At 64.4% G+C, this 19905-nt stretch carries 17 protein-coding genes; all 17 read right to left on the reverse strand.

The features are described 5' to 3' along the window. Positions 1–26: 26 nt before the first annotated feature. A complete protein-coding gene (locus tag KDW55_RS11185) occupies positions 27–1109 on the reverse strand; it encodes a glycosyltransferase (protein ID WP_212161477.1) in 1083 nt (360 codons plus the stop codon). A gap of 9 nt (positions 1110–1118) precedes the next feature. Further along, a complete protein-coding gene (locus KDW55_RS11190) occupies positions 1119–2342 on the reverse strand; it encodes an EpsG family protein (RefSeq protein ID WP_212161476.1) in 1224 nt (407 codons plus the stop codon). Between the two features lie 9 nt (positions 2343–2351). Beyond that, positions 2352–3305: a glycosyltransferase gene (locus tag KDW55_RS11195; protein ID WP_212161475.1), complete on the reverse strand. Its 954-nt coding sequence runs from the start codon at positions 3303–3305 to the stop codon at positions 2352–2354. Further along, positions 3302–3832 carry a serine acetyltransferase gene (locus KDW55_RS11200; protein WP_038571663.1) on the reverse strand — a complete coding sequence of 177 codons (531 nt, stop codon included), beginning with the start codon at positions 3830–3832 and terminating at the stop codon, positions 3302–3304. Before KDW55_RS11200 ends, KDW55_RS11195 begins: the two co-directional genes overlap by 4 nt. Position 3833: 1 nt before the next feature. After that, a complete protein-coding gene (locus KDW55_RS11205) occupies positions 3834–5033 on the reverse strand; it encodes a capsular biosynthesis protein (protein WP_212161473.1) in 1200 nt (399 codons plus the stop codon). A 28-nt stretch (positions 5034–5061) separates the two neighbouring features. Next, on the reverse strand, positions 5062–6294 hold the full coding sequence (locus KDW55_RS11210) for an oligosaccharide flippase family protein (protein ID WP_069242328.1): 1233 nt from the start codon (positions 6292–6294) through the stop codon (positions 5062–5064). Positions 6295–6360: 66 nt separating this feature from the next. Continuing rightward, on the reverse strand, positions 6361–8598 hold the full coding sequence (locus KDW55_RS11215) for a polysaccharide biosynthesis tyrosine autokinase (protein ID WP_212161472.1): 2238 nt from the start codon (positions 8596–8598) through the stop codon (positions 6361–6363). 52 nt (positions 8599–8650) lie between these two features. Next, positions 8651–9085: a low molecular weight protein-tyrosine-phosphatase gene (locus KDW55_RS11220; RefSeq protein WP_038571655.1), complete on the reverse strand. Its 435-nt coding sequence runs from the start codon at positions 9083–9085 to the stop codon at positions 8651–8653. After that, entirely contained in the window at positions 9082–10260 is a 1179-nt protein-coding gene (locus KDW55_RS11225; RefSeq protein WP_038571653.1) for a polysaccharide biosynthesis/export family protein, read from the reverse strand. The genes KDW55_RS11220 and KDW55_RS11225 overlap by 4 nt, the downstream gene beginning before the upstream one ends. 172 nt (positions 10261–10432) lie before the next feature. After that, positions 10433–11494, reverse strand: coding sequence for a sugar transferase (locus tag KDW55_RS11230; RefSeq protein WP_038571651.1), 1062 nt, complete (start codon positions 11492–11494; stop codon positions 10433–10435). A 758-nt stretch (positions 11495–12252) separates the two neighbouring features. Beyond that, positions 12253–13320: a helix-turn-helix domain-containing protein gene (locus KDW55_RS11235; protein WP_080294432.1), complete on the reverse strand. Its 1068-nt coding sequence runs from the start codon at positions 13318–13320 to the stop codon at positions 12253–12255. A 1039-nt stretch (positions 13321–14359) separates the two neighbouring features. Continuing rightward, a complete protein-coding gene (gene pqqE, locus KDW55_RS11240; RefSeq protein ID WP_069242325.1) occupies positions 14360–15502 on the reverse strand; it encodes a pyrroloquinoline quinone biosynthesis protein PqqE in 1143 nt (380 codons plus the stop codon). Between the two features lies 1 nt (position 15503). Next, entirely contained in the window at positions 15504–15785 is a 282-nt protein-coding gene (gene pqqD / locus KDW55_RS11245) for a pyrroloquinoline quinone biosynthesis peptide chaperone PqqD (RefSeq protein ID WP_038571643.1), read from the reverse strand. After that, a complete protein-coding gene (gene pqqC, locus KDW55_RS11250) occupies positions 15782–16501 on the reverse strand; it encodes a pyrroloquinoline-quinone synthase PqqC (RefSeq protein WP_069242324.1) in 720 nt (239 codons plus the stop codon). The genes pqqD and pqqC overlap by 4 nt, the downstream gene beginning before the upstream one ends. 3 nt (positions 16502–16504) lie before the next feature. Continuing rightward, positions 16505–17428 (reverse strand): pyrroloquinoline quinone biosynthesis protein PqqB, encoded by a 924-nt coding sequence (gene pqqB, locus KDW55_RS11255; RefSeq protein WP_209825887.1) that lies wholly within the window; start codon positions 17426–17428, stop codon positions 16505–16507. Between the two features lie 64 nt (positions 17429–17492). Further along, positions 17493–17567 carry a pyrroloquinoline quinone precursor peptide PqqA gene (pqqA, locus tag KDW55_RS11260; RefSeq protein ID WP_006410019.1) on the reverse strand — a complete coding sequence of 25 codons (75 nt, stop codon included), beginning with the start codon at positions 17565–17567 and terminating at the stop codon, positions 17493–17495. Positions 17568–17860: 293 nt separating this feature from the next. Beyond that, positions 17861–19879 (reverse strand): sigma-54-dependent Fis family transcriptional regulator, encoded by a 2019-nt coding sequence (locus tag KDW55_RS11265; RefSeq protein WP_212197955.1) that lies wholly within the window; start codon positions 19877–19879, stop codon positions 17861–17863. Between the last annotated feature and the right edge of the window lie 26 nt (positions 19880–19905).

Raw genomic sequence — 19905 nt, forward strand, 5'->3', positions numbered from 1 at the left:
GGGTCAAGCGCGGCCGCTTCCGACTGTCAGCGGGCCGCACGTGCAGCATAGAGCGGTGCGAGTTCCGCGAACAGGCGCTCCTCGCCGAAGCGCTGCCGCGCCTCGTCGCGTGCCCGGCGGCCCAGTTCGCTGCATAGCGTGTCGTCGCCGACGATGCGCGTCAGCCACGCGATTGCGTCGGCCGCCGTTGCGTAGACCACGCCTGTCTGCATATGACGCACGACGTCCACGTTGCCGGCACAGTCGGACACGACCACGGGCCGGCCGGCCAGCATCGCCTCGATGACCGATACCGGCATGCCCTCCCACGACGACGTCGACAGATACACGTCCGCGCGCCCGAGCCGGCACGCGACCTCGTCGTGCGGCAGCCATCCGGTTACTTCGACGCCCGCTTCCGTCAGCGTTGACTTCAATGCCGCGTCGCCGTCGCCGATCCATACGAAGCGGGTGCCGCGCGCCCGCATGCGTTGCGCGATCCGGGCAAACAATTCGGGATTCTTTTGCGCACGGATGCCGCCAACAGTCACCACGCAACGGGGAGCAGCGGCCAACGCGTCGACGTTGCCCCTGTGGGTAGACGACGTGACGTCGCTCACTGCATTCTCGACCACCACCACCGGTTGACGAAGCCATGCGCGGATCGCGCGGCCTTCGCTTTCGGAACACGCGACGTACAGGCATTTGCGCACGCACGCGATCCATTCGAGGGCGACGAACGCCAGACGCTTCATGCCCGAAATATCGCGACGCATGAACGAAATGCAGTGCGGGCTGTAGAAGAATGCCGTCTTCGGCAACGCAAACAACGTCGACAGCCGCCCGAGAAAACCGGCAAATGACGAATGCAGGTGTACGACGTCCGGACCGATCTCGTTCAGCGTCGCGCGCAGCCGGCCGACCGTGCGCAGCAGGCCCATGCCTTTCATTTGCACATGGCGCAGCGACACGCGCGCGTCGAACATCGCGGCGAGTCCCTGCGGCGTGTCGGGCCGCACCGAGTAGACGACATGCACGTCGTGCCCTTCGCGGGCAAGACGATTCGCGATCAGACACACCATCGACAACGTGCCCGTCGCGCTGGATTCGACTATGTGGACGATTTTCATGAGCACCCGTTACATGAAATGGCTGTACATTTCAAACAGACTTGCGGTAAGAAAGGCTATCGGGTCGCCTGCATACAGCAACGTCTGGATCGACAGGTTTTTCGTGAATCCGTAGATGCCGTAGGCCATGACGACGAGCACGACTAGCGCCTTGGTCGGGCCGCGCCGCACATGCACCATGGACAGAGACAGATACATCAGCGCGATCACGAAGAAATAGATATAGATGCGCTCGAACACTTTCGCGAGGTCGTAGGTCGCCACGAGTGCCAGGGCGGAAAAATTCAACACGACCAGGCAATGCCGCATGCCGCGACACGAACTCTCCGAATCGATCTGCAACGCCTTTTGTCGCCTGCGCCACAGCACGTTGCTGACGGAGAAGATCATGAACGCCACGGCGGCGACCCCGGCGACGCTATATGCGTCCCAAGTCGTGTAAAGGTTGATCTTGCTCGACAGATACGAATCATCGCTCCCGAACGTGGCGAACAAGCCCGGCGCCAGCTTCGAGGCCAGTACAGTGAGTGCGGTCAATGCCATCGAACACCAGATCACGACCCTCCCGAACACCCTGTAGAGCAGGAACGGAGCGCCGACGATCAGCGAGGGTATATGCGTCAGCCCCGCCAACACGACAGCCAGCCCGGCCTTGCGCTTGCTTGCCGAAAATATCGCCATGAACAGCAATGGAAATGCCATGGATTGCCGCATCACGTTTCCATATGTGCCAAAGAAGGACGACGAAGAGAGCAACAGAACGAGGAACAACGGAAGTGCCTGGTACTGCTCGCGCCAGATCACGACAAGCAGCAACGAGAAAAATGCGACGAAGATCATCAGGAACGCGCTGTCGTTGATGCCGACGAGGCTCGCCGCACTGTTCAGCACGGAAAACGATACGATCTCAGGTTGTCGAATCATGTATTGCCAGATGCCGAGCGACTGCATCTTGTACATGAAGTCCAGATACTGAAGCTTGTCGTTGCCGCCGTCCTGGATCGGCAACTTGAGCGCGATCAGTGGGCCAAGCACGACGACGGCACTAACGCATGCGACCAGCACGAGAAAACGGTCCGGCTTTCGTTCAGCGCTGGCGAGCGCAAGAAACAGCAAATAGAAATAAAAAGTGCCGAATGGATACAGCACAGCAAATATTCCGCCGAGCACGATCACCGCGGTCAGACTCGAGCGTTGCTGGCCGCAAGCGGGCACAAGAGAAAGCACGTTCATGTCCGGTCCTCAGATTGCCGGCCCGCGCCCGGCCACCGCATCGATATACGCGAGCACCCCCGATCGTTCGATCACGCGCCCCCATTCCAGCGACTTCATTGCGGCCGGATCGGGACAGCTCGCGCGAATCTTCGACAGCGGAAACAGCTCGTCGAAGATCGTGGCGCCTGTCACGTGACACTGAATCCCAAGCTCATGCGCAGTACGCACATTCGACGGCGCGTCGTTGCATACAATCTTCTTGCCCAGCGACGCGTACTCAAGCAGCTTCGTTGGCGTCTGAAAACAATGCGGACGGTGATAAGGAAAAAAACAGACCGCGTATTCGCTGTCGCGAACGATCCGCAACGCGTCGGATTGCGGCACGCGGCCGACGAAGCGGATGCCCGGCGTATCGGCGAACGCCGCGCGGATCTCGGGCTCCGGGTTGCCGACCAGCACGAGCGTATCCGCTTCGTCGCGCCGCGCATCGCGATAGGCGGCCAGCACCTTATGAAAGCCGCGTTCACGACTCATCTCGCCGATATAGCAGAACCGGCCGGCCGCGGTTTGCCGGGCGTCGTGGGCATCGGCGCGGGCCGGGTCGAAAATCCAGTCCGGCACGCCCATCGGCAGCAGCAGCGAACGCACGCCGTCGCGAAACGCCATCGCGTCGCGCATCCGCGCGTTCTGGAAGATGCGCAGATCGGGGCGCACGTTCAGCGCTCGCTTCACGCGATCCTTGAGCGCCGCGAGCCGGCCGACCGACAGCGACCGATAGTCATGAATCACGAATCGCGCAGGCGGCAACGCGCGATAGAAGCCCATGATGCACCACAGAATGCACTGTTGCCGGTCCGGAAAGCGCGCGTACGCGTCGAGATCGCCGTCGAACACCTCGAAGCCGTGCGTTCTCAGACGACGTCCGTACGCAGCGATCTCGGGATAATTCGCCTTGCCGGGATGGAGAATGAATACTTTCATGTCGGTCCCTGCCCAATGTCGAGAATCCGTGCCGGCACGCCGACGGCCACGCGGCCATCCGGTATGTCGCGCAATACCACTGCCCCCGCGCCGATCCGCGCGCGGTCGCCGACACGCACCGCGCCGAGCACGATGCTGTGCACGCCGAACTCCACGTGATCGCCGATCGTCGGCACGCCGCCGATCGTGCCGTCCTTCAGGATCGTGTTACCGATGGTCACGCCGTGCCGCAGCGTGCAGTAATCGCCGATCACCGCATAGCCGTTGATCACGAGTCCGGTACCGTGATAAAGCGCGAGTCCCTTGCCGATCTTCGTCTTGACCGGAATCTCGATGCCCATGAGCCAGTCGCACACCACGATGTAAAGGAGGATCAGCGGCGCGCCGGCCAGCAGCGTGAACCGGCTCCTGCACGCGAGGTAATGTGCGACGCGGTAGAAGATCACCACGCAGCGCGTCTTGACGAACGCGTTGCGGCGGCAGTCTTCGGCGATCGCCTCGGCGGTCTGTCGCAACGATACGGCCATGTCAGTACCGACTCCCGAACACACGTCGCGCGGCATCGGCAGGAATGCGCGCCGCACCGAAATAGTCGATGCCGTCGACCAGGAACGAATGGATGTACTTCAGCAGCCGCTCGCGGTCGAAATCCCTGTAGAAGCAACGGCCGAGCGACACAACGCGCTTTCCGTACAGCATCGCCTCGAGCCCGACCGTCGAATTGATCGTCACGACCGCATGCGCATGCCGAAGCAGCTCCGTCGTCGGCGACGTTACGATCTCGAAGCGATAGGTCTGCTGCAGGCGCACGATCGCGTCGATCTCCGCTGAGTCCGTCTCGGCCGGATGCAGCTTCACGAACAGATCGGCGTTCTCGTTCGCCGCGAACTCGAACGCGTGACGGATCGCGTCGAGATTGCCGACGTCGGAGTGCAGCTTGATCTGCGTATCGCCGGACACCTGCAGCGGCAGGAACACATAGCGGCAGGTTGCCAGCGTATCGACCGACATGTGCCTGGCATCGCGCGGCGCCGGCATTCCGTTGCGCGCGCGCACGCTCGCGACGCGCCTGCGGCCGACGCCGCGACTGAGCGCCTTCAGCACATAGTTGGTTGCGGACAGGGTCTTGCGGGCCCACGAGGTCCGCGCCTGCGGCAGCGGCATCTGCTTGTAGCGTTCATATGCCGACAGCCAGCGCGCATGCGTGTCCTCGTCTGGCCGCGGCAGCCGATCGACGACTTCCGGGTTGCGGCTGATGGTCGACAGTGCGTTGACGCCCAGTGGATCGACGAACAGCTTGCCCGGCAGGTTCGAGATCTCGATGAAGCGCGTGGCGACGCCGTGCACCGCACACGCCTGCCGCACCGCGCGACACACAAGCTGCTGCCCGTTCCACATCACGCACTGCTCGACACGCAGCGCGCGCAGCAGCTCCGACGCGATATGGAAAATCGCCGCGGACTCGCGCTTGGCGCGCGCCTCTGACATCTGCCCGTTCAGCACTTCGATCGACAGCTGGTATGGCGTGTGGTCGACCTGCTGGCCGTCTGACTTGCCGATCGGGCTCAGACGGTTCAGATACACCGACCGATAGCCGTTCAGCAGCAGGCCGAGATGCGCGACCGGTTCGCTGGTCAGGAACGCGAACGCGTATTCGTGACGCACGGCGTGCACGAGGCGAGTGACGAAGTAGTAACGCTCGAGAGAATCAACGACTATCAGGATCATGGTGTGCTCGTTCGTCGTGTCTGCGATCTCACGCCACCGCTCGCGGCGCGGACAGGCTTGTCCCGAGAACCCGGTAGGTGAGCGCGATGCCTGCCGCCATCAGCACCGTACCGGTCAGCGAAAAGACCTGCACGCTCGTGGCGGCCGACAGGTCCATCAATCGCGCAATGCACAGCGCGCCGGCAAGACACACGCCGCAGGTCAGCTGAAACAGGAAATCGATGCGTTGCGCACGCGCCGCCAGGAAGATCTGCGACAGCGGCACGTAGATCAGCTGCAAAGCGAACAGCGGCATCAGGCTGTGATAGAACCCGACCGAGCCGCGCCAGCTTTCGCCGAAGAACAGGTTGACGAGCGGCGCGAACAGCACGAGTCCGCCAGCCAGGTATATGGCCGCTAGCGCCGTGAGCGCGCGCGCGTAAATCCGGTACACGCGCGGCACCGTCGTGCCCGCATCCGCGCGTGCCATTGCGCCGATCGCGTCGCGGCGGAACACGCCGCCGACGCTTTGTGCGATCAGCGACACCGGAAAGAACCCGAGCCGGTACGCGGCGGCGAAGTAACCGGCGCTCTGCGCGTCGAACCAGTGCGGAATCGCGATCGACAGCGCGTAGGTCAGCACCGACGCGCATAGCGTCGACGGCAGGATATACAGCGCGAAACGCCGGTTCCTGACGAAAAATTCGCGCGAGAGCCGGAACGAATACCCGGACCGATAACCGGACAACAGAATCGCAACCGCCATCACGATCGATACCGCGACGCTCACCCACGTGTACAGCGCAAACACGTCGACATGCGCGCACGCATCGCACGCGAGCGACAGCATGAGGCCCGCGAGGAACGCACCGTTGACCACCACGCGGGACAGCGCGATCCAGCCGTAGCGCCGAAGGCTGTTCAGATAGGATCCGGCAGCCAGTTGCACGAACGTTGCCAGTGCATAGGCGGAAACCGGATAGAGATCGCCACGGCCGGCGATCGCAAGCAGCGCCGTGACGCCGGCGACGACGGCCACGCTCAGCATCGTCACGTTGACGAACGCGTTGAACGATTCGCCCGGCACATCGTCGACGCACGCGAGCTCGTAACGCAACGCGAGCAGCGTGCCGATGAAGGTCGCGAGCGCGAGCAGATAGTTGAAGTGGCCGAGCGACTCCGGACCGAAACGCCGTCCGATCACGAATATGCAGACGAACAGCGCGATCTGCCCGGCCACGACGCCGGCGAGCGACACGATCGAATCCCGTGGATTGATCATCTCGCCTCCGTGTGCCGTGCACGACCGGATGCGCGCGACCGGCCCACGACGGCCATCCCGCAGGCGTCACGCATCCTGCACCCCGTATTCGTACGCGACGTAGCGATAACCGCCGTACTTCGACCCGTACCCGTACTGTCCGAGGCGCGGATTGACGCCGTTGAAGATCACGCCGTTCAGGCGAACGCCGTTCTGCGCGAAGCGCTTGGCCGACTCGCCGATTTCGCCGAGCTTCGTCTTGCCCGCCATCGTGACCAGCAGCGCGGTGCCGGCGACTGCGCCGAGTATGCCGGTATCCGGCACGGCGAGTACCGGTGCCGAGTCGATGACGACGATGTCGTAGCGCGACGACAAATCGCCGACCAGCGTCGCGAGATTGCGGTTCAGCAGCAGTTCGGCGGGATTCTTCGGCATCGTCCCCGTGGAGATGAAGTCGAGACCGTCGACCACTTCGCGGTGAATCACATCGTCCACGCGCGCGCTGCCTGCGATCAGCTCCGTGAAGCCGCGGCCGCGCGGGAAGCCGAGATAGTCGTGCAGCCGGCCCTTGCGGATGTCGCCGTCGATCAGCAACACCCGCTTGCCGGCGCTTGCCATGACCACCGCGAGGTTCGACGACAGAAAGGTCTTGCCGACGCCGGGAGCGGGACCTGCAATCAGCACGATGTTGTTTTTTGCCTCGAGCATCGCGAACTGCAGCGCAGTGCGCAAACTCCGCAGGCATTCGACCGCAGGCTCGTTCGGGAAGTCGATCGCCAGGATCGACTTGTGTCCGCTCTTGCGCGCAGCCTCCTCGGCCAGATCGCGCTGATGGTCGCTGATCGGCACCGTCGCGTACACCGCCAGGCCAAGACGACGCTCGATCTCATTGTGATCCGAGACGCCATGAAACAGCATCGACCGGAGGATCGCGGTGCCGCAACCCGCGAGCAACCCGAGCAGCACCGACGCCAGCACGACGAGCGCTTTCTTCGGCCGCACCGCCACTTCCGGCACCGCCGCAGTATCGACGAGGCGCACGTTGCCGGTCTTGCCCGCCTGCACGAGCTGCAACTGCTGCATGTTGTTGAGCAGTGCAGTGTACAAGTCGGTGTTGACCTTCACGTCGAGCATCAGCCGCACCATTTCCTGTTGCAGGTCCGGCAAGCGCCGGATCTGCTGCTCGGCCGCCTTCCGATAGCCGCCGAGCGCGGCGATCTGCTCGTCGATCACCGCGACGCTCGGGTGCCGTTCGGTGAAGCGCGACAGCAGTTCCTGCCGTTTCTGCTGTAGTTCGAGCAGGCGCGTCTTCGCGTCGGCGGTCTGCGCGAGCGCGAGCTTCGCCTCCTCGGTCAGATCGACCGTGCCACGCTCGTCGCGCAGTTTCGTCAGCCGCGCTTCGGAATCGGTCAGCTGCTGCTTGAGCTGCGGCAACTGCGCAGTCAGAAATTCCAGCGACTGCGCTGCCTCCGCCGATTTCCGCTCGATGTTCTGCCGCACGTACTGACGGCCGATTTCGTTCATCGTGTCGCTGACCCATTTCGGATCGGTGTCCTGCAGGCTGGCGACGACGACATCCGACTGCTTCACGCGCTCCTGCACGTTGAGGCGGTCGCGGATGTCCTCGATTGTCTTCAGCCGCGAGTTGCGCACCAGTACGAACGCGGCGCCGGGTTTCGCCGCGATCGACGCGACCTGCAGCGTGATTGGGCCGCGCGGCGACCGGAAGCGTTCGAGCTCGCCGACCGTCCCTTCAACGGGTGCGTCGAGATCGCCGCCTTCCAGCCGATAGCGCTTGCCGCCAAGGCTTGTCAGCGTGAACGGGTCGCCTTCGTTCTTGCGCGGCACGTCGAAGCGCCGCACGTCGATGCGCTCGCGCGCCCAGACGTAGCCGCCGAAGCCGGCCAGGCCCGGATCGGACAAGCCGTCGCTGTGGCGCGCGATCCAGTCGCCGATCAGCGGAAAGCGCTTCGGCTGAGCGTCGATGAACAGGTTGAGCTTGTCGACCGCGCGTTCGACGACAAGGCGGGACGCGAGAATCTGCTGTTCGGCGGCGGCCGACGACTTGACGTCGAACAGTGACGAAACGTCGCCGAGCAACGACTTGGCAGCCGACGTGTCGGGGCTGTCCTCGACCTGGACCATGATGTTCGCTTCGAATACGGGCTTGCCGAGAATGGCATACGCGAGCCCGGCGGCGAGCAGCGCGCACGTAATGGCCGCGATCAGCCAGCGGCTTTCCAGCAGGATGTCGAGCACCGCGACGAAATCGGTCTCGCTGCCGTCATCGGCAGGTCGCTGCGGCGGGATGGAGGGTTGGGTCATGGCGACGATATGCGTGTATTGGGTTCCAGTGAGGCATCGACCTGCAGCCGCGTCAGACGATACGCAGGCGCTTCGACCACTCGGACACGCCGAGTTCGATCAGGCGTGCGCAGCGTTCGAACACGAAGCGGGGCTGGCGGTAAGGGTCGTGCACGTCGAAATCCGTGTACTCGCCGAGACGGAACACGCGACCCCGCACGAACGGGAACTGGTTCTCGAGCGACGTGCGCTGGCGGCGGTCCATCACGAGGATCAGGTCCGCGTCGATGCACAGTGAGCGGTCGACCTGTTGCGCGCGATGCGTCGACACGTCGAAGCCGCGCATCTGCATCACCTCGCATGCATACGGTGCGGCCGGCATGCCGACCAGCGCGTTCAGCCCGGCGGATGCGACGCGCCGCCCGGGCATGGCGTGCCGCAGCATCGCTTCGGCCATCGGGCTGCGGCAGATGTTGCCCTCGCAGACGATCAGGATCGATTCGATCATTTGGTCGCAATCGCCGCGGTCAGACCTGCGTTGACGGCAGGCAGCAGCAGGCTGAGCACGCGGCTGAAGCGCACGAGCCCGTTGCCGTCGACGTATACGATGTCCTTCGGCTTCAGCTGGAACTGATTGGCCAGTACCATCGCGACCGGCGAGCGTGCATCGAGGTGATAGACCTGCGGCCGCTCGTCCTGCATCCCGCGCACCACATACAGCTGAGCGGCGTCGGCCGTATTCGCGTTGAGGCTGCCGGCCTGCGCGATGGCCTCGCTCAGCGTCAGCCGACCGTTTCGCATCGGCAGCGCGGTGACTGGCTTGTTGACCTCGCCCATCACGAACACGCCACTCTCGTCGCGTGGCAATACGCGCACGAGATCGCCGTTGCGCAGCACGATCTTCGATGGATTGCGGCCCTGCTCGGCCATCTCGGTCAGGTCGATGCGGCGCTCGACGCCGTCGCGCACGAGCACGATGCGGCTCTGGTCCGCCGACGCGGAAAATCCCCCGGCCCGCCCGATCGCGTCATACAGCGTCATCGGAATGTCGTTCACGGATTGCGAACCAGGCGTATGCACCTCGCCCTCGATATACACCTGCTTCGCACGGAACGATGCAATGCGCACCGTCACCTGCGGATTCCTGAACGTCCTGTCGAGGCGGCGCGTAAGCTGCGTCTGCACCTGCTCGGCCGTCAGTCCGGCCACCGGCAACCGGCCCGCGAACGGAAATTGCAGCGTGCCGTCCTGATCGACGACGAAACCCGGCGGCGCATCCGCGGCGCGTGGCGCGGCCTGCGCGGGCGCGCCGAGTGCAGCGGCAAGCTCCGGGTGGTCCCAGACGGTGATCTGCAGCACGTCGCCGCGTCCGATGGTGTATGCGTCCGGCGCCGAGACGATATCGTGCGGTTCGCCGCGCGCACTGCGCTCGGAGTCGCGCAGGCGCCGGATCAGCGCCACATCGATGTTCGTGACCGGCACCGGGAGCTCCGCGGCGTTGTCGGCCGGCGTGGCGCCGTCGTGCAGCGGGATCGACGCCGGCTGCTGCATGCGCATGCCCGGCGCGATCCCGCATGCGCCCAGCAATGCACACAGCGGCAGGATCATCGCGATCCGGCCGGCCCGCGATGGCCGCCACGGCGCGCACGCGCGCGCCGACTCCGTTTGATGCAACCTCTGCATTACAACCTCGCACTTTTTTAATTTGGAATTGCTCCGGTCGCCCCGCGGCGTGTCGCCCGCGAGTACAGCACCCCTGTCGAGACCGGACATGCTTGTTGCCACTGCTTCTGCCAAATACCGCGTTGTCGCCGCACCGTGGCGCACTCGCGCGCGGACGCGCGCCGCTCGCGTACTAATACGCGCCGGAACCGCGCACCACGACGGTAATCGTCCGGAACAGAATGCCGATATCGCGACGCAGCGACCATTCGCGCACGTAGCGCACATCGAGCGACACGCGCGTCGCATAGTCGGTGTCGTTACGGCCGCTGACCTGCCAGAGGCCCGTCATGCCGGGCTTCGCCATCAGGTAGTAGCGCAAGTCGGCGCCGTAGCGCTCGAGTTCGGCTTCGACGATCGGACGCGGCCCGACCAGGCTCATGTCGCCCTTCAGCACGTTGAGCAGCTGCGGCAGTTCGTCGAGACTCGTCTTGCGCAGCAGGCGGCCGATCGGCGTGATGCGCACGTCGTGCTTGAGCTTGAATTCTCGATCCCATTCCGCTCGGGCATCGGCATCGCGCTCCAGCAGCGCCTTGAGCACCGCATCCGCGTTCGTCACCATCGACCGGAATTTCAGGCACTTGAACCGCCGGCCGTCGCGGCCGACGCGCTCGTGGCCGAAGATCGCCGGGCCGCCGTCGCGCCGCACGAGCCACGCGATGCCGAGCAACACCGGCGCGAGCATGACGAGCAGCAGCGACGCGCCGGCCAGGTCGAAGGTGCGCTTGACGATCCGCTTGATGCGGCTGACCGTGCGTTGCCCGTGCAGGTCGGCCTGCGCGATGGCCACCGCGCGCATCTGGCCGCTGGCCCGCTCGAGCATGCCGAAGATCGCAAGCGTCAGCGCGCGGAATGCGATCAGCCCGACGCCGCTCGCGAGCGTCCAGTACACGAACCACTGGCTCGACAGCACGTGAGCGCGGTGAAGCAGGTACAGCAGCGCGGTGCTCATGCCCTGCACAACGATCCAGGCGAGCACCGTGCGGCCGAGTATGTGCAGCGCCGAGCGCGTGCGCGCGGCCTCGTAGATGCCGCAGGCCGGAAATACCGACAGCGCGAGCGCGGCCGCGAACGCGACGAGCGCACCGTCGAACAGGGTTCCACGCACACCGCCGGTGGCACCTATCAACGCGGGAATGAACGCACCCAGCACGATCAGCCCGACATCGGTTGCCCGATTGATCAACGAATTCATTGATATGAACTCCTAATTCATCGTCCAACATCCGTTCGCGATGCAGCGGAGCCTCGTGCCGCGGCGCGTCCATCGGGCGCGCCTGTCGCGATACCGTTGCTTCAACGTTTCCGCAGCGCATCATATTCGTCGCGACTCGTGCTTCTACCGTCTTCGTCCGAATTCGCCTTGCTGATGGCGGAACACATCAAGGCAGGTTCGGAGCGCGAATTATTCGATCGCTTTCATAAATAGAACGATGCAGGTTTAATCCACACTCAACGGTCATGCACAACCATTTCCTGTCGAATTTCAATTGCGCGTACGACGCGCCATTGCATGCGGATTCGCCACTCGGCACGCGTGCCGCCGCTTGCGCATCGTGCGTTCGACGCACCGATGCGGTACGGCGGCAGGCTGGAGGCGAGCATCCGCTCATCGAAGGCCGGACACTCGCTCATTGAATAAAAAGGCCTGCACGGTGTGCGCAATGCAGCACGGCAGGCAAAATTCCGAGGAGTGCCGGGGTGCTGACTCCTCGAAAGGCCAGCCGATAAATTAATCGGGGGAAGCGGTTTCGGATCGGTCCGTGTCGGACCGCGCCACGATTGTGGCTGAATCCGCCTTCGTCGCATGAAGCGCGATTTATAGCGCGAATTGACGAAATCCGAATAACGCATTCTTTATCCGGATTGGACATTAATTCCTTCGCACGATGCAATTGCGCCGCATCGGCCGACGCGGCGCACGGCCGCGGACGTCGCACGTCGATGGCACGCCTACGATGGTGCGCCGCTCATCCAGTCGCCAAAGTCCGATGTGAAGAGCAGGTCCGCCGATGCGCCGCCGCTCTTCCGGGCGGCCGCGCGATATTCGGTCGGGGACGTCTGCAGGTGCTGACGAAACAGTTTAGCCATCCGGTCGCCGCTGCCGAGGCCGGTGCGGCGCGCGACCTTGTCCGCCGGAAGGTCGGTCTCGATCAGCATGCGACACGCCTTTTCGAGCCGGATTTTCAACACGAACTCGGTCGGGGTAACGCCGATCTCGTTCTTGAAGCGCCGCAAGAAATTGCGCTCGCTCATCGCTGCAGCCTGTGCGGCATCGGCAATCGAAATCCGGTTCTCGCTGTTCACGCGAAGATGATGCGCGGCCATCCGGATCAACGTGCTCGCGCGCGCGACACGCGCGCCGAACAACACGTCGGTCAGCTTGCGGTTCGCACCGGATACCATGCACATCACGATTTCCTGCGCGATTTCGTAGCCCATGTCGGTCCTGACGATCGACAATGCGTCGGAAAACGGCCCCTCGTCTTCGTCGCCCGTCTCGCCGTCTTCGCGGCCGTCGGATGACGCATGACCGCAGTTCATCCCGGCCGCGGCCTTTTCGGCGCCCTTCTGGGTCAGGTGAATCTGCGCGAGCAATTTGCGACCGCCGTGACTGCCGCGCACGACCCGCGCGCGCTGATACGCATGCCGCAGCCAGCCGATCAGCTGTTCGTCAAGCGCGTCGATTCCATCCTGACCGCTCAGCACGAACATCGCGTGCACCGTGCTCGCCTCCAGCGTACGGGCCGCTTCTGTCCATATGCCGACGCCCGATGACGAACGGACCGGGCCGCCATGCACCGAATACAGTCGCAATTCGTACCGGTCGGTAAAAGACCCGTCGGCGCGCCCTAGCTGATTTGCGAGTTCGAAAACGGCGGCCAGCTTGCCCATTTGCATGATGGAAAAACCTTCGAGCAACAGTACGATTACGCTTGCTCGTTGATGCCCGTTGCCGGCGCTTCTACCACGATTCACGCTTAACCCCGTCGAGAAATGAGTCGACACTGTTTGCATCATTACCGCCCTTTAACAATTTTTTACATTTGTCTTTTCTGCGCCGCATCATAGGGGCGACCCTCGCCCGCTGATTTCGCACTGTCCGTTTTTGCCGTGTTGTTGTCCGAATCCATCAAGCCCGTGGTACGGCACTATTTATTGAGATTTGTCACACCCTGTAGAAATGCGCACATACAACTGTCCAGGCAATTGATCTGCATCAACATCTGACAATTTGAATCGGGATAACCGAGACAACTCGTCCCGCGAAGAGCGACGAGAGGGGGAAACCGGCGAGTCGGCGCCGGATTGCGGCTGGCACTGCCGCATTGAACGTCGGAGGAGTATGGCGATGAGAATGCGTGACCACCAGCGGTTTCATTCCCGTGGTGCACAACCGGATACCGGTACCGTGTGAATCACGCGTCCAAAGAATGACGTCGGCAGGCCGTGCGCACCGGCCCGCCGGGCTGCCCGGCCGCTACCTCGCTTAATCGCGCATTTCGAGTGAAGTTCGACGTCGCGGGGCACTGCGGTGCGCTTTAAGCGTCCGCACGCCATGCGTCTACCGGCATTTGCGCGGCCGCGATACGGAATGGCGGAGTGAATCGACGAAGCCGCATTTGCATTTGGCGCACTTCGATTTCATGAAAGCGCACTCCCGAAGAGTGTGGCTCGCATTAATGTAAATCGCGCGAATATTTCATATCGTATGGCCAACGTAAAACCGGCCGCGGCATCGAATGCTTCGATATAGCGTCGCGCAAACGTTGTCGCCGAAATGGCCGATCGCTGATTACATCGCGTTACTCCGCTTTACGTTCGATTGCGCGGGATGCGTATGGCCCGCGAATCCGCGGTCATTGCGCGGGGCGGGTGTACGCGCTTCTGTCATATCCGAACGCGTGCAGGTAAGCACTGAAATCGCCCCGCGGGGCGAATCGTTCTTGTGACCGTCGTGCGTCGGTCGAAAGGGGGAGTCGGGCGAGGCAGGACACGCAGCGCCGGATGCCGACGCGCTACGCATCCATCGAAGACGCGTTTGAATTAAAAAGGCGTTTCAGACATCGGATGGAGCGGGGCGCCCGACCGAATTGGCGACACTGCGAAAAACCAGCGGCCGCTCGTCCTGCCGTGCCGGCCGCCGCGCGAACTGCACCGCCTGCTCGACGACGCCGTGATGTGCGGACTTCGCACACACGGGATCGGCCTCTGCCGGATCGCCGGCAAGCATGTATGCCTGACATCGGCATCCGCCATGATCCGCGTGACGCTCGTCGCAGGTGCGGCACGGGTCCCGCATCCAGCCGTCGCCGCGAAATGCATTGAACGCGTCGCTTTCGTACCAGATCTCCTTTAGCGAACGGTCACGCACGTTCGGCAGCGCGAGGCCCGGCAGCGAGCGTGCGGCATGGCACGGCAGCGCGGTGCCGTCCGGCGCGACGCCGAGGAATACCGAGCCCCACCCGTTCATGCAAGCCTTCGGGCGGTGCTCGAAGTAGTCCGGGACGACGAACAGGATCTTGCACCGCTCGCCGACGAGCTTCCGGTAGCGGTTGACGGTTTCCTCCGCTTCGCGCAGCTGCTCGGCGGTCGGCATCAGCTGGTCGCGATTGAGCATCGCCCAGCCGTAGTACTGGGTGTTCGCGAGCTCGAGAAAATCGGCGCCGAGATCGAGCGCCATCTCGATGATCTGCGCGACGTGCGGCAGGTTGTACCGATGCAGCACGCAGTTCAGCACCATCGGGTAGCCGCGCGACTTGATCATCCGGCCCACGCCGCGCTTCAGTTCGAATGTGCGCGTGCTCGTCAGGAAATCGTTCAGCTCGCGCGTCGAATCCTGCAACGACAGCTGGATGTGATCGAGCCCGGCGGCCTTGAGCCGGTCGATGCGTGCGTCGGTGAGGCCCACGCCCGACGTGATCAGGTTGGTATAGAAGCCGAGCGAACGCGCATGCTGCACCAGATCTTCAAGATCGCCGCGCTGCAGCGGCTCGCCGCCGGAAAAGCCGATCTGCGCCGCGCCGAGCGCACGCGCGTCGCCGATCACCGCACGCCACGTGTCGGTGTCGAGTTCCGGCCCATGCGTCGCGAAGTCGACGGGGTTGTAACAGAACGCGCAATGCAGCGGGCACCGGTACGTAAGCTCGGCGAGCAGCCACAGCGGCGGGGACGGCCGGTTCGGAGCGGATGTCGTGTCCATGTCAGTCGAGCCAGCCGCGCAGTCGCGCGTGATCGAGAAAGCGGTAGACGTCCGACGCGAGATCCGACGTGCTGAACAACTGCTCGAGCTCGTCGATGATGTCGTCGAGCTCGCGCGTGCCGTCGCAGCGCGCGAGGATCTCGCCCGCGCTCGGATTGAGCCTGACCATCCCTTCCGGATACAGGAGCACGTACGCATCCTGGGCCGCCTCCCATTGCAGACGGTACATGCCCTTAAGCGAAGGACGCAGCGGCACGCCGCTGACGGCGTCGTTGGTATTCATGCCGGATACGCCTTTTCAATTGCGTCGAGGATCGACCACAGCACATCGAGTTTGAACGACAGGATGTCGAGCGCGCGCCGTTGCGCGGCCGGGGTCGTGAAATGGCGCAGCGTGACCGCAAGCCCGTGCTCGACGTCGCGCTGTGCGAGCGGCACGCGGCTGCGGAAATACTGCAGCCCTTGCGCATCGATCCACGGATAGTGCGACGGCCAGCCAGCGAGCCGGTCGAGGTGGATCTGCGGCGCGAACATCTCGGTCAGCGACGAGCACACGGCTTCCTGCCATGGCGCGCGCCGCGCGAAATTGACGTATGCGTCGACCGCGAATCGCACGCCGGGCAGCACGTGCTCGAGCGACCACAGTTGCTCGCGCCCGATCCCGACCGCTTCGCCGAGCCGCGCCCACGCTTCGATCCCGCCCTCCTGATCGCCGTGGCCGTCATGGTCGAGAATGCGCTCGACCCATAGCCGGCGCGTGTCGCGATCCGGGCAATTGGACAGGATCGCCGCATCCTTCAGCGGAATGCTCACCTGATAGTAGAAGCGGTTCGCGACCCAGCCGCGGATCTGCGCCGGCGAACACTCCCCGGCATTCAGCCGCCGGTTGAACGGATGATGGATGTGGTAGCGCGATTCGAGCGCGCGCAGGCGCGCCTCGAATTCCTCCGCGCTCCAGGGCGTCGCGTGCAGCGCAGCGGCGGGAATCGGTGCGTTCATGGGTCAAACCTCGAATTGCATGCCGTCGTGGGCGACCTCGATCCCGTGCTCGCGCAATTTCGCACGCTGCACCGAGCCGGGGTCGAGAATCGGATTCGTGTTGTTGATATGCGTGAGCACCTTGCGCGTGCGCGCGGGCAACATCCGCAGCCGGTCGATCATGCCCGGCCGTGCCGGATCGCCGCACTGTGCGAGATGGCCCATGTCGGCCGCGTGCTTCGACGACAGCCCGAGATCGATCATCTCGGTGCCGGTCCAGAACGTCCCGTCGACCAATACGAGATCGGCGTCGCGCATCGCGGCACGCACGCCGTCGTCGACGTCGGCAAGCCCCGGCGCGTAGAATGCGCGCCGGCCGGTCCGCGTGTCTTCGATCAGGAATGCGATGTTGTCACCTTCCACGCTCGCGTCGCGGCGCGGCGAATAAGGCGGCGGCTTGCTGTCGACGGGCACGGCGGTGAAGCGCAGGCCGGGTGCGCCCGCAATCGCGAACGGTTCGGCCGATGCGATCGCGTGCACGTCGACGCCGCAGTAGTGGCCGAGCAGCGGCACGATCGGCAAGCCGGTCGACAGATCGTCGAGCACCGGCGCGCTCGCGTACAGCGGCAGCGGTGTCGTGCGCTCGCGCAGCATCAGCAATCCGGTGACGTGATCGATCTGCGCGTCGCAGAGCACGACGGCCACGATCGCGGTGTCGCGCATCGCACGGGCCGGTTGCAGGTCGGGATTGGCGCGCAACTGCGCGAGAATGTCCGGCGACGCATTCACCAACACCCAGTCGATGCCGTTGCCGCTGACCGCGATCGACGATTGCGTGCGCGGCACGATGCCGTCGGTGCCGGCCCGCGCACGACGGCAGTTGCCGCAGTTGCAGTTCCACTGCGGCAGCCCGCCGCCGGCGCCCGACCCGAGTATCTTGATCTTCATCTGCGTGTGCTCCCGGTGCCGCCCGCATCGTGTACGTCGATGCGGGCGGCACTGCGCGCGTCGATCAGCGGTTGGCGATGTACATCGTGATTTCGAAGCCGAAACGCAGGTCGGTATAGGCGGGAGTGGTCCACTGCATGATGTGTCTCCTTGTTGAGTTGGTGAGTCGAAACAACCGCATCGATCAAGCGGCCGATACTCATTCAGCAAGGAGTGTGCCGGGGACGGTTTTGCGGCGTGCGACGGCCCGCGCGCGCATGCGGCTGCCAACGGGTGCGCATGCCACCGGCATTCTTACGATTTCAATACAGCTTTATTTCATAAACCATCGACCGATGGTTCGCGGTGTGCGCCGACGACTGAGCAGGTGTTGAATCCGTGAACACCGGGGTGTTGCAACCTGACACACCCCTGTGACACTTGCGCCCGCGCTCAATGTTCGTCCGGCTCCCGCGCGTCCGTCCCGGCGGCCGGCATCTTGCGATAGATCGTATTGCGCGACACGCCGAGCGCTCGAGCGGCGGCCGACACGTTGCCGCCATGGCGCGCAAGTGCGGCCGCGATCGCCGAGGCCGCCACGTCCTGCAGCCGCGCATCGCAGGCGCTCGCCGTCGGCGCGAATGTCGCGGCTTGCGCGGCGGACGGCGCCGTCGCCGCGCCGCCGTGCTGCGCGGTCTGCGCACTGTCGCGGCGCAGGTCGTCGAAGAAATCGTCGGGCAAATGCTCGCACCGGATCTCGCAGTCGTCGTCGACCATCGCGGCCGCCGTTCGCAGCAGGTTCGCGAGCTGCCTGAAGTTGCCCGGCCACGCACAGCGCTCGAACAGCGCCATCACGTCCGACGCGACGCTGAGCGGGCGGCGGCCGGGCCCCGACAGCGTCTCCCGCTGCAGCATCTTCTGCACGACCACCGCCAGATCGGTGCGGTCGCGCAGCGGCGGCAGGCGCACGACGAGGCCGTTGAGCCGGTAGTACAGGTCCTCGCGGAAACGGTTCTGCGCAATCATGTCGCGCAAGTCGCGGTGCGTCGCGCAGATGATCGCGATGTCGACGCCGATTGCCTTCGTCGAGCCGAGCGGATTGACGATGCGCTCCTGCAGCACGCGCAGCAGTCGCACCTGCAGCGGATAAGGCATGTCGCCGATCTCGTCGAGAAACAGCGTGCCGCCGTTCGCCTGCAGCAGCTTGCCGGTCGCACCCTTGCGGCGCGCGCCGGTAAATGCGCCCTCCTCGTAACCGAAGAGTTCCGATTCGATCAGCGTCTCGGGAATCGACGCGCAGTTGACCGCGACGAACGGACCGTCGCGGCGCGGCGAGTCGTTGTGGATCGCCTGCGCGAGCAGTTCCTTGCCGGTCCCGGTCTCGCCTGTGATCAGCACCGGGATGTCCTTGCCGATCACCTTGCGGACTTTCGCGATCACGGCCGCAACCTGCGGATCGCCGGTGTCGAGATAGCTGAGCCGCGACAGGTTTGCCGCACCCTGCGGCGCGCCGGACCGCGCGGGCGGCGCGGCGCCGTCGTGCACTTCGGCGGGCCGGCTGCCTTCGGCGCGCAACGCGCGCCGGAACTGCACACGCGCGCAGACTACCGCGCCGTTGCCGAGGTTCAGCGACACGTGCGGCTCCGTGCTCGCGCGCATACGGTCGATCAGCTGCGCGCTCGTCACGTCGAACAGCGACGCGAGCGTATGCGCGCGCAGCGCCGCGAGCGGCATGCCGAGCTGGAACTGCGCGCTGCGGTTCGCCGACAGGAAGCGGCCGTCGGCCGTGAACGCGACGATCCCTTCCATCAACGTGCCGAGGAATTCGGGGCGGCCGTGGAACGACACCTGCAATGTCTCCTGGAACGTCGTCGTAAACAGGTGGTTCTCGATCATCTGCACCGACATCTTCGCGAGCGCCATCGTGTGCTGGTGATAGCTGCGGTGGTCGCCGGTCACGTCGAGCACGCCGATCGCGTCGCCGTACGGATCGAGGATCGGCACGCTCGAGCAGGTCAGGAAATGGTTCGCGGCCAGGAAATGCTGATCGCCGTGCACGACCATCGGGCACAGCTCGGCCAGCGCGGTACCGATCGCGTTGGTGCCCTGCCGGTTCTCCGCCCAGTTCGCGCCGGGGCGCAGCGCGACGCGCTCCGCGCGCCGCAGGAAGTCGTCGTCGCCGATCGAGTGAAGAATCAGCCCTTCCGCATCGGTCAGCACGATCATGCTCTGCGTGTTCACGATCTGCTCGTGCAACGTCTCCATCACGGGCATCGCATGCACGCACAGCACGCGGTTCTGCTCGCGCTTGAGCGCCAGCGCGGCGCCGGACAGCACATCGTAGTCGGGGCGTGCGGACGCCTGCAGGCCGAACGTTTCAGACCGCTGATGGGACTTCTGGATCGTCGGCGTCGGCCAGCCGGGCACCTGCGTAGCCCGTGCGTTGGCCGTCGGATGAACGTCATCGCGCATTGTCTCCTCCGGGGATCCTGCCGGTC

The organism is Burkholderia sp. AU19243 (genome assembly GCF_018148075.1).
GTDB classification, from domain to species: Bacteria; Pseudomonadota; Gammaproteobacteria; order Burkholderiales; family Burkholderiaceae; genus Burkholderia; species Burkholderia latens_A.

Bases quoted from the DNA above. Each gene is read 5' to 3' on its own strand.
- KDW55_RS11195 (WP_212161475.1), bottom strand. From the start codon at position 3,305: ATGAAAGTATTCATTCTCCATCCCGGCAAGGCGAATTATCCCGAGATC.
- KDW55_RS11225 (WP_038571653.1), bottom strand. From the start codon at position 10,260: ATGCAGAGGTTGCATCAAACGGAGTCGGCGCGCGCGTGCGCGCCGTGG.
- KDW55_RS11185 (WP_212161477.1), bottom strand. From the start codon at position 1,109: ATGAAAATCGTCCACATAGTCGAATCCAGCGCGACGGGCACGTTGTCG.
- KDW55_RS11215 (WP_212161472.1), bottom strand. From the start codon at position 8,598: ATGACCCAACCCTCCATCCCGCCGCAGCGACCTGCCGATGACGGCAGC.
- pqqE (WP_069242325.1), bottom strand. From the start codon at position 15,502: ATGGACACGACATCCGCTCCGAACCGGCCGTCCCCGCCGCTGTGGCTG.
- pqqC (WP_069242324.1), bottom strand. From the start codon at position 16,501: ATGAACGCACCGATTCCCGCCGCTGCGCTGCACGCGACGCCCTGGAGC.
- KDW55_RS11190 (WP_212161476.1), bottom strand. From the start codon at position 2,342: ATGAACGTGCTTTCTCTTGTGCCCGCTTGCGGCCAGCAACGCTCGAGT.
- KDW55_RS11200 (WP_038571663.1), bottom strand. From the start codon at position 3,832: ATGGCCGTATCGTTGCGACAGACCGCCGAGGCGATCGCCGAAGACTGC.
- pqqD (WP_038571643.1), bottom strand. From the start codon at position 15,785: ATGAATACCAACGACGCCGTCAGCGGCGTGCCGCTGCGTCCTTCGCTT.
- KDW55_RS11265 (WP_212197955.1), bottom strand. From the start codon at position 19,879: ATGCGCGATGACGTTCATCCGACGGCCAACGCACGGGCTACGCAGGTG.
- KDW55_RS11210 (WP_069242328.1), bottom strand. From the start codon at position 6,294: ATGATCAATCCACGGGATTCGATCGTGTCGCTCGCCGGCGTCGTGGCC.
- KDW55_RS11235 (WP_080294432.1), bottom strand. From the start codon at position 13,320: ATGATGCAAACAGTGTCGACTCATTTCTCGACGGGGTTAAGCGTGAAT.
- pqqB (WP_209825887.1), bottom strand. From the start codon at position 17,428: ATGAAGATCAAGATACTCGGGTCGGGCGCCGGCGGCGGGCTGCCGCAG.
- KDW55_RS11205 (WP_212161473.1), bottom strand. From the start codon at position 5,033: ATGATCCTGATAGTCGTTGATTCTCTCGAGCGTTACTACTTCGTCACT.
- KDW55_RS11230 (WP_038571651.1), bottom strand. From the start codon at position 11,494: ATGAATTCGTTGATCAATCGGGCAACCGATGTCGGGCTGATCGTGCTG.
- KDW55_RS11220 (WP_038571655.1), bottom strand. From the start codon at position 9,085: ATGATCGAATCGATCCTGATCGTCTGCGAGGGCAACATCTGCCGCAGC.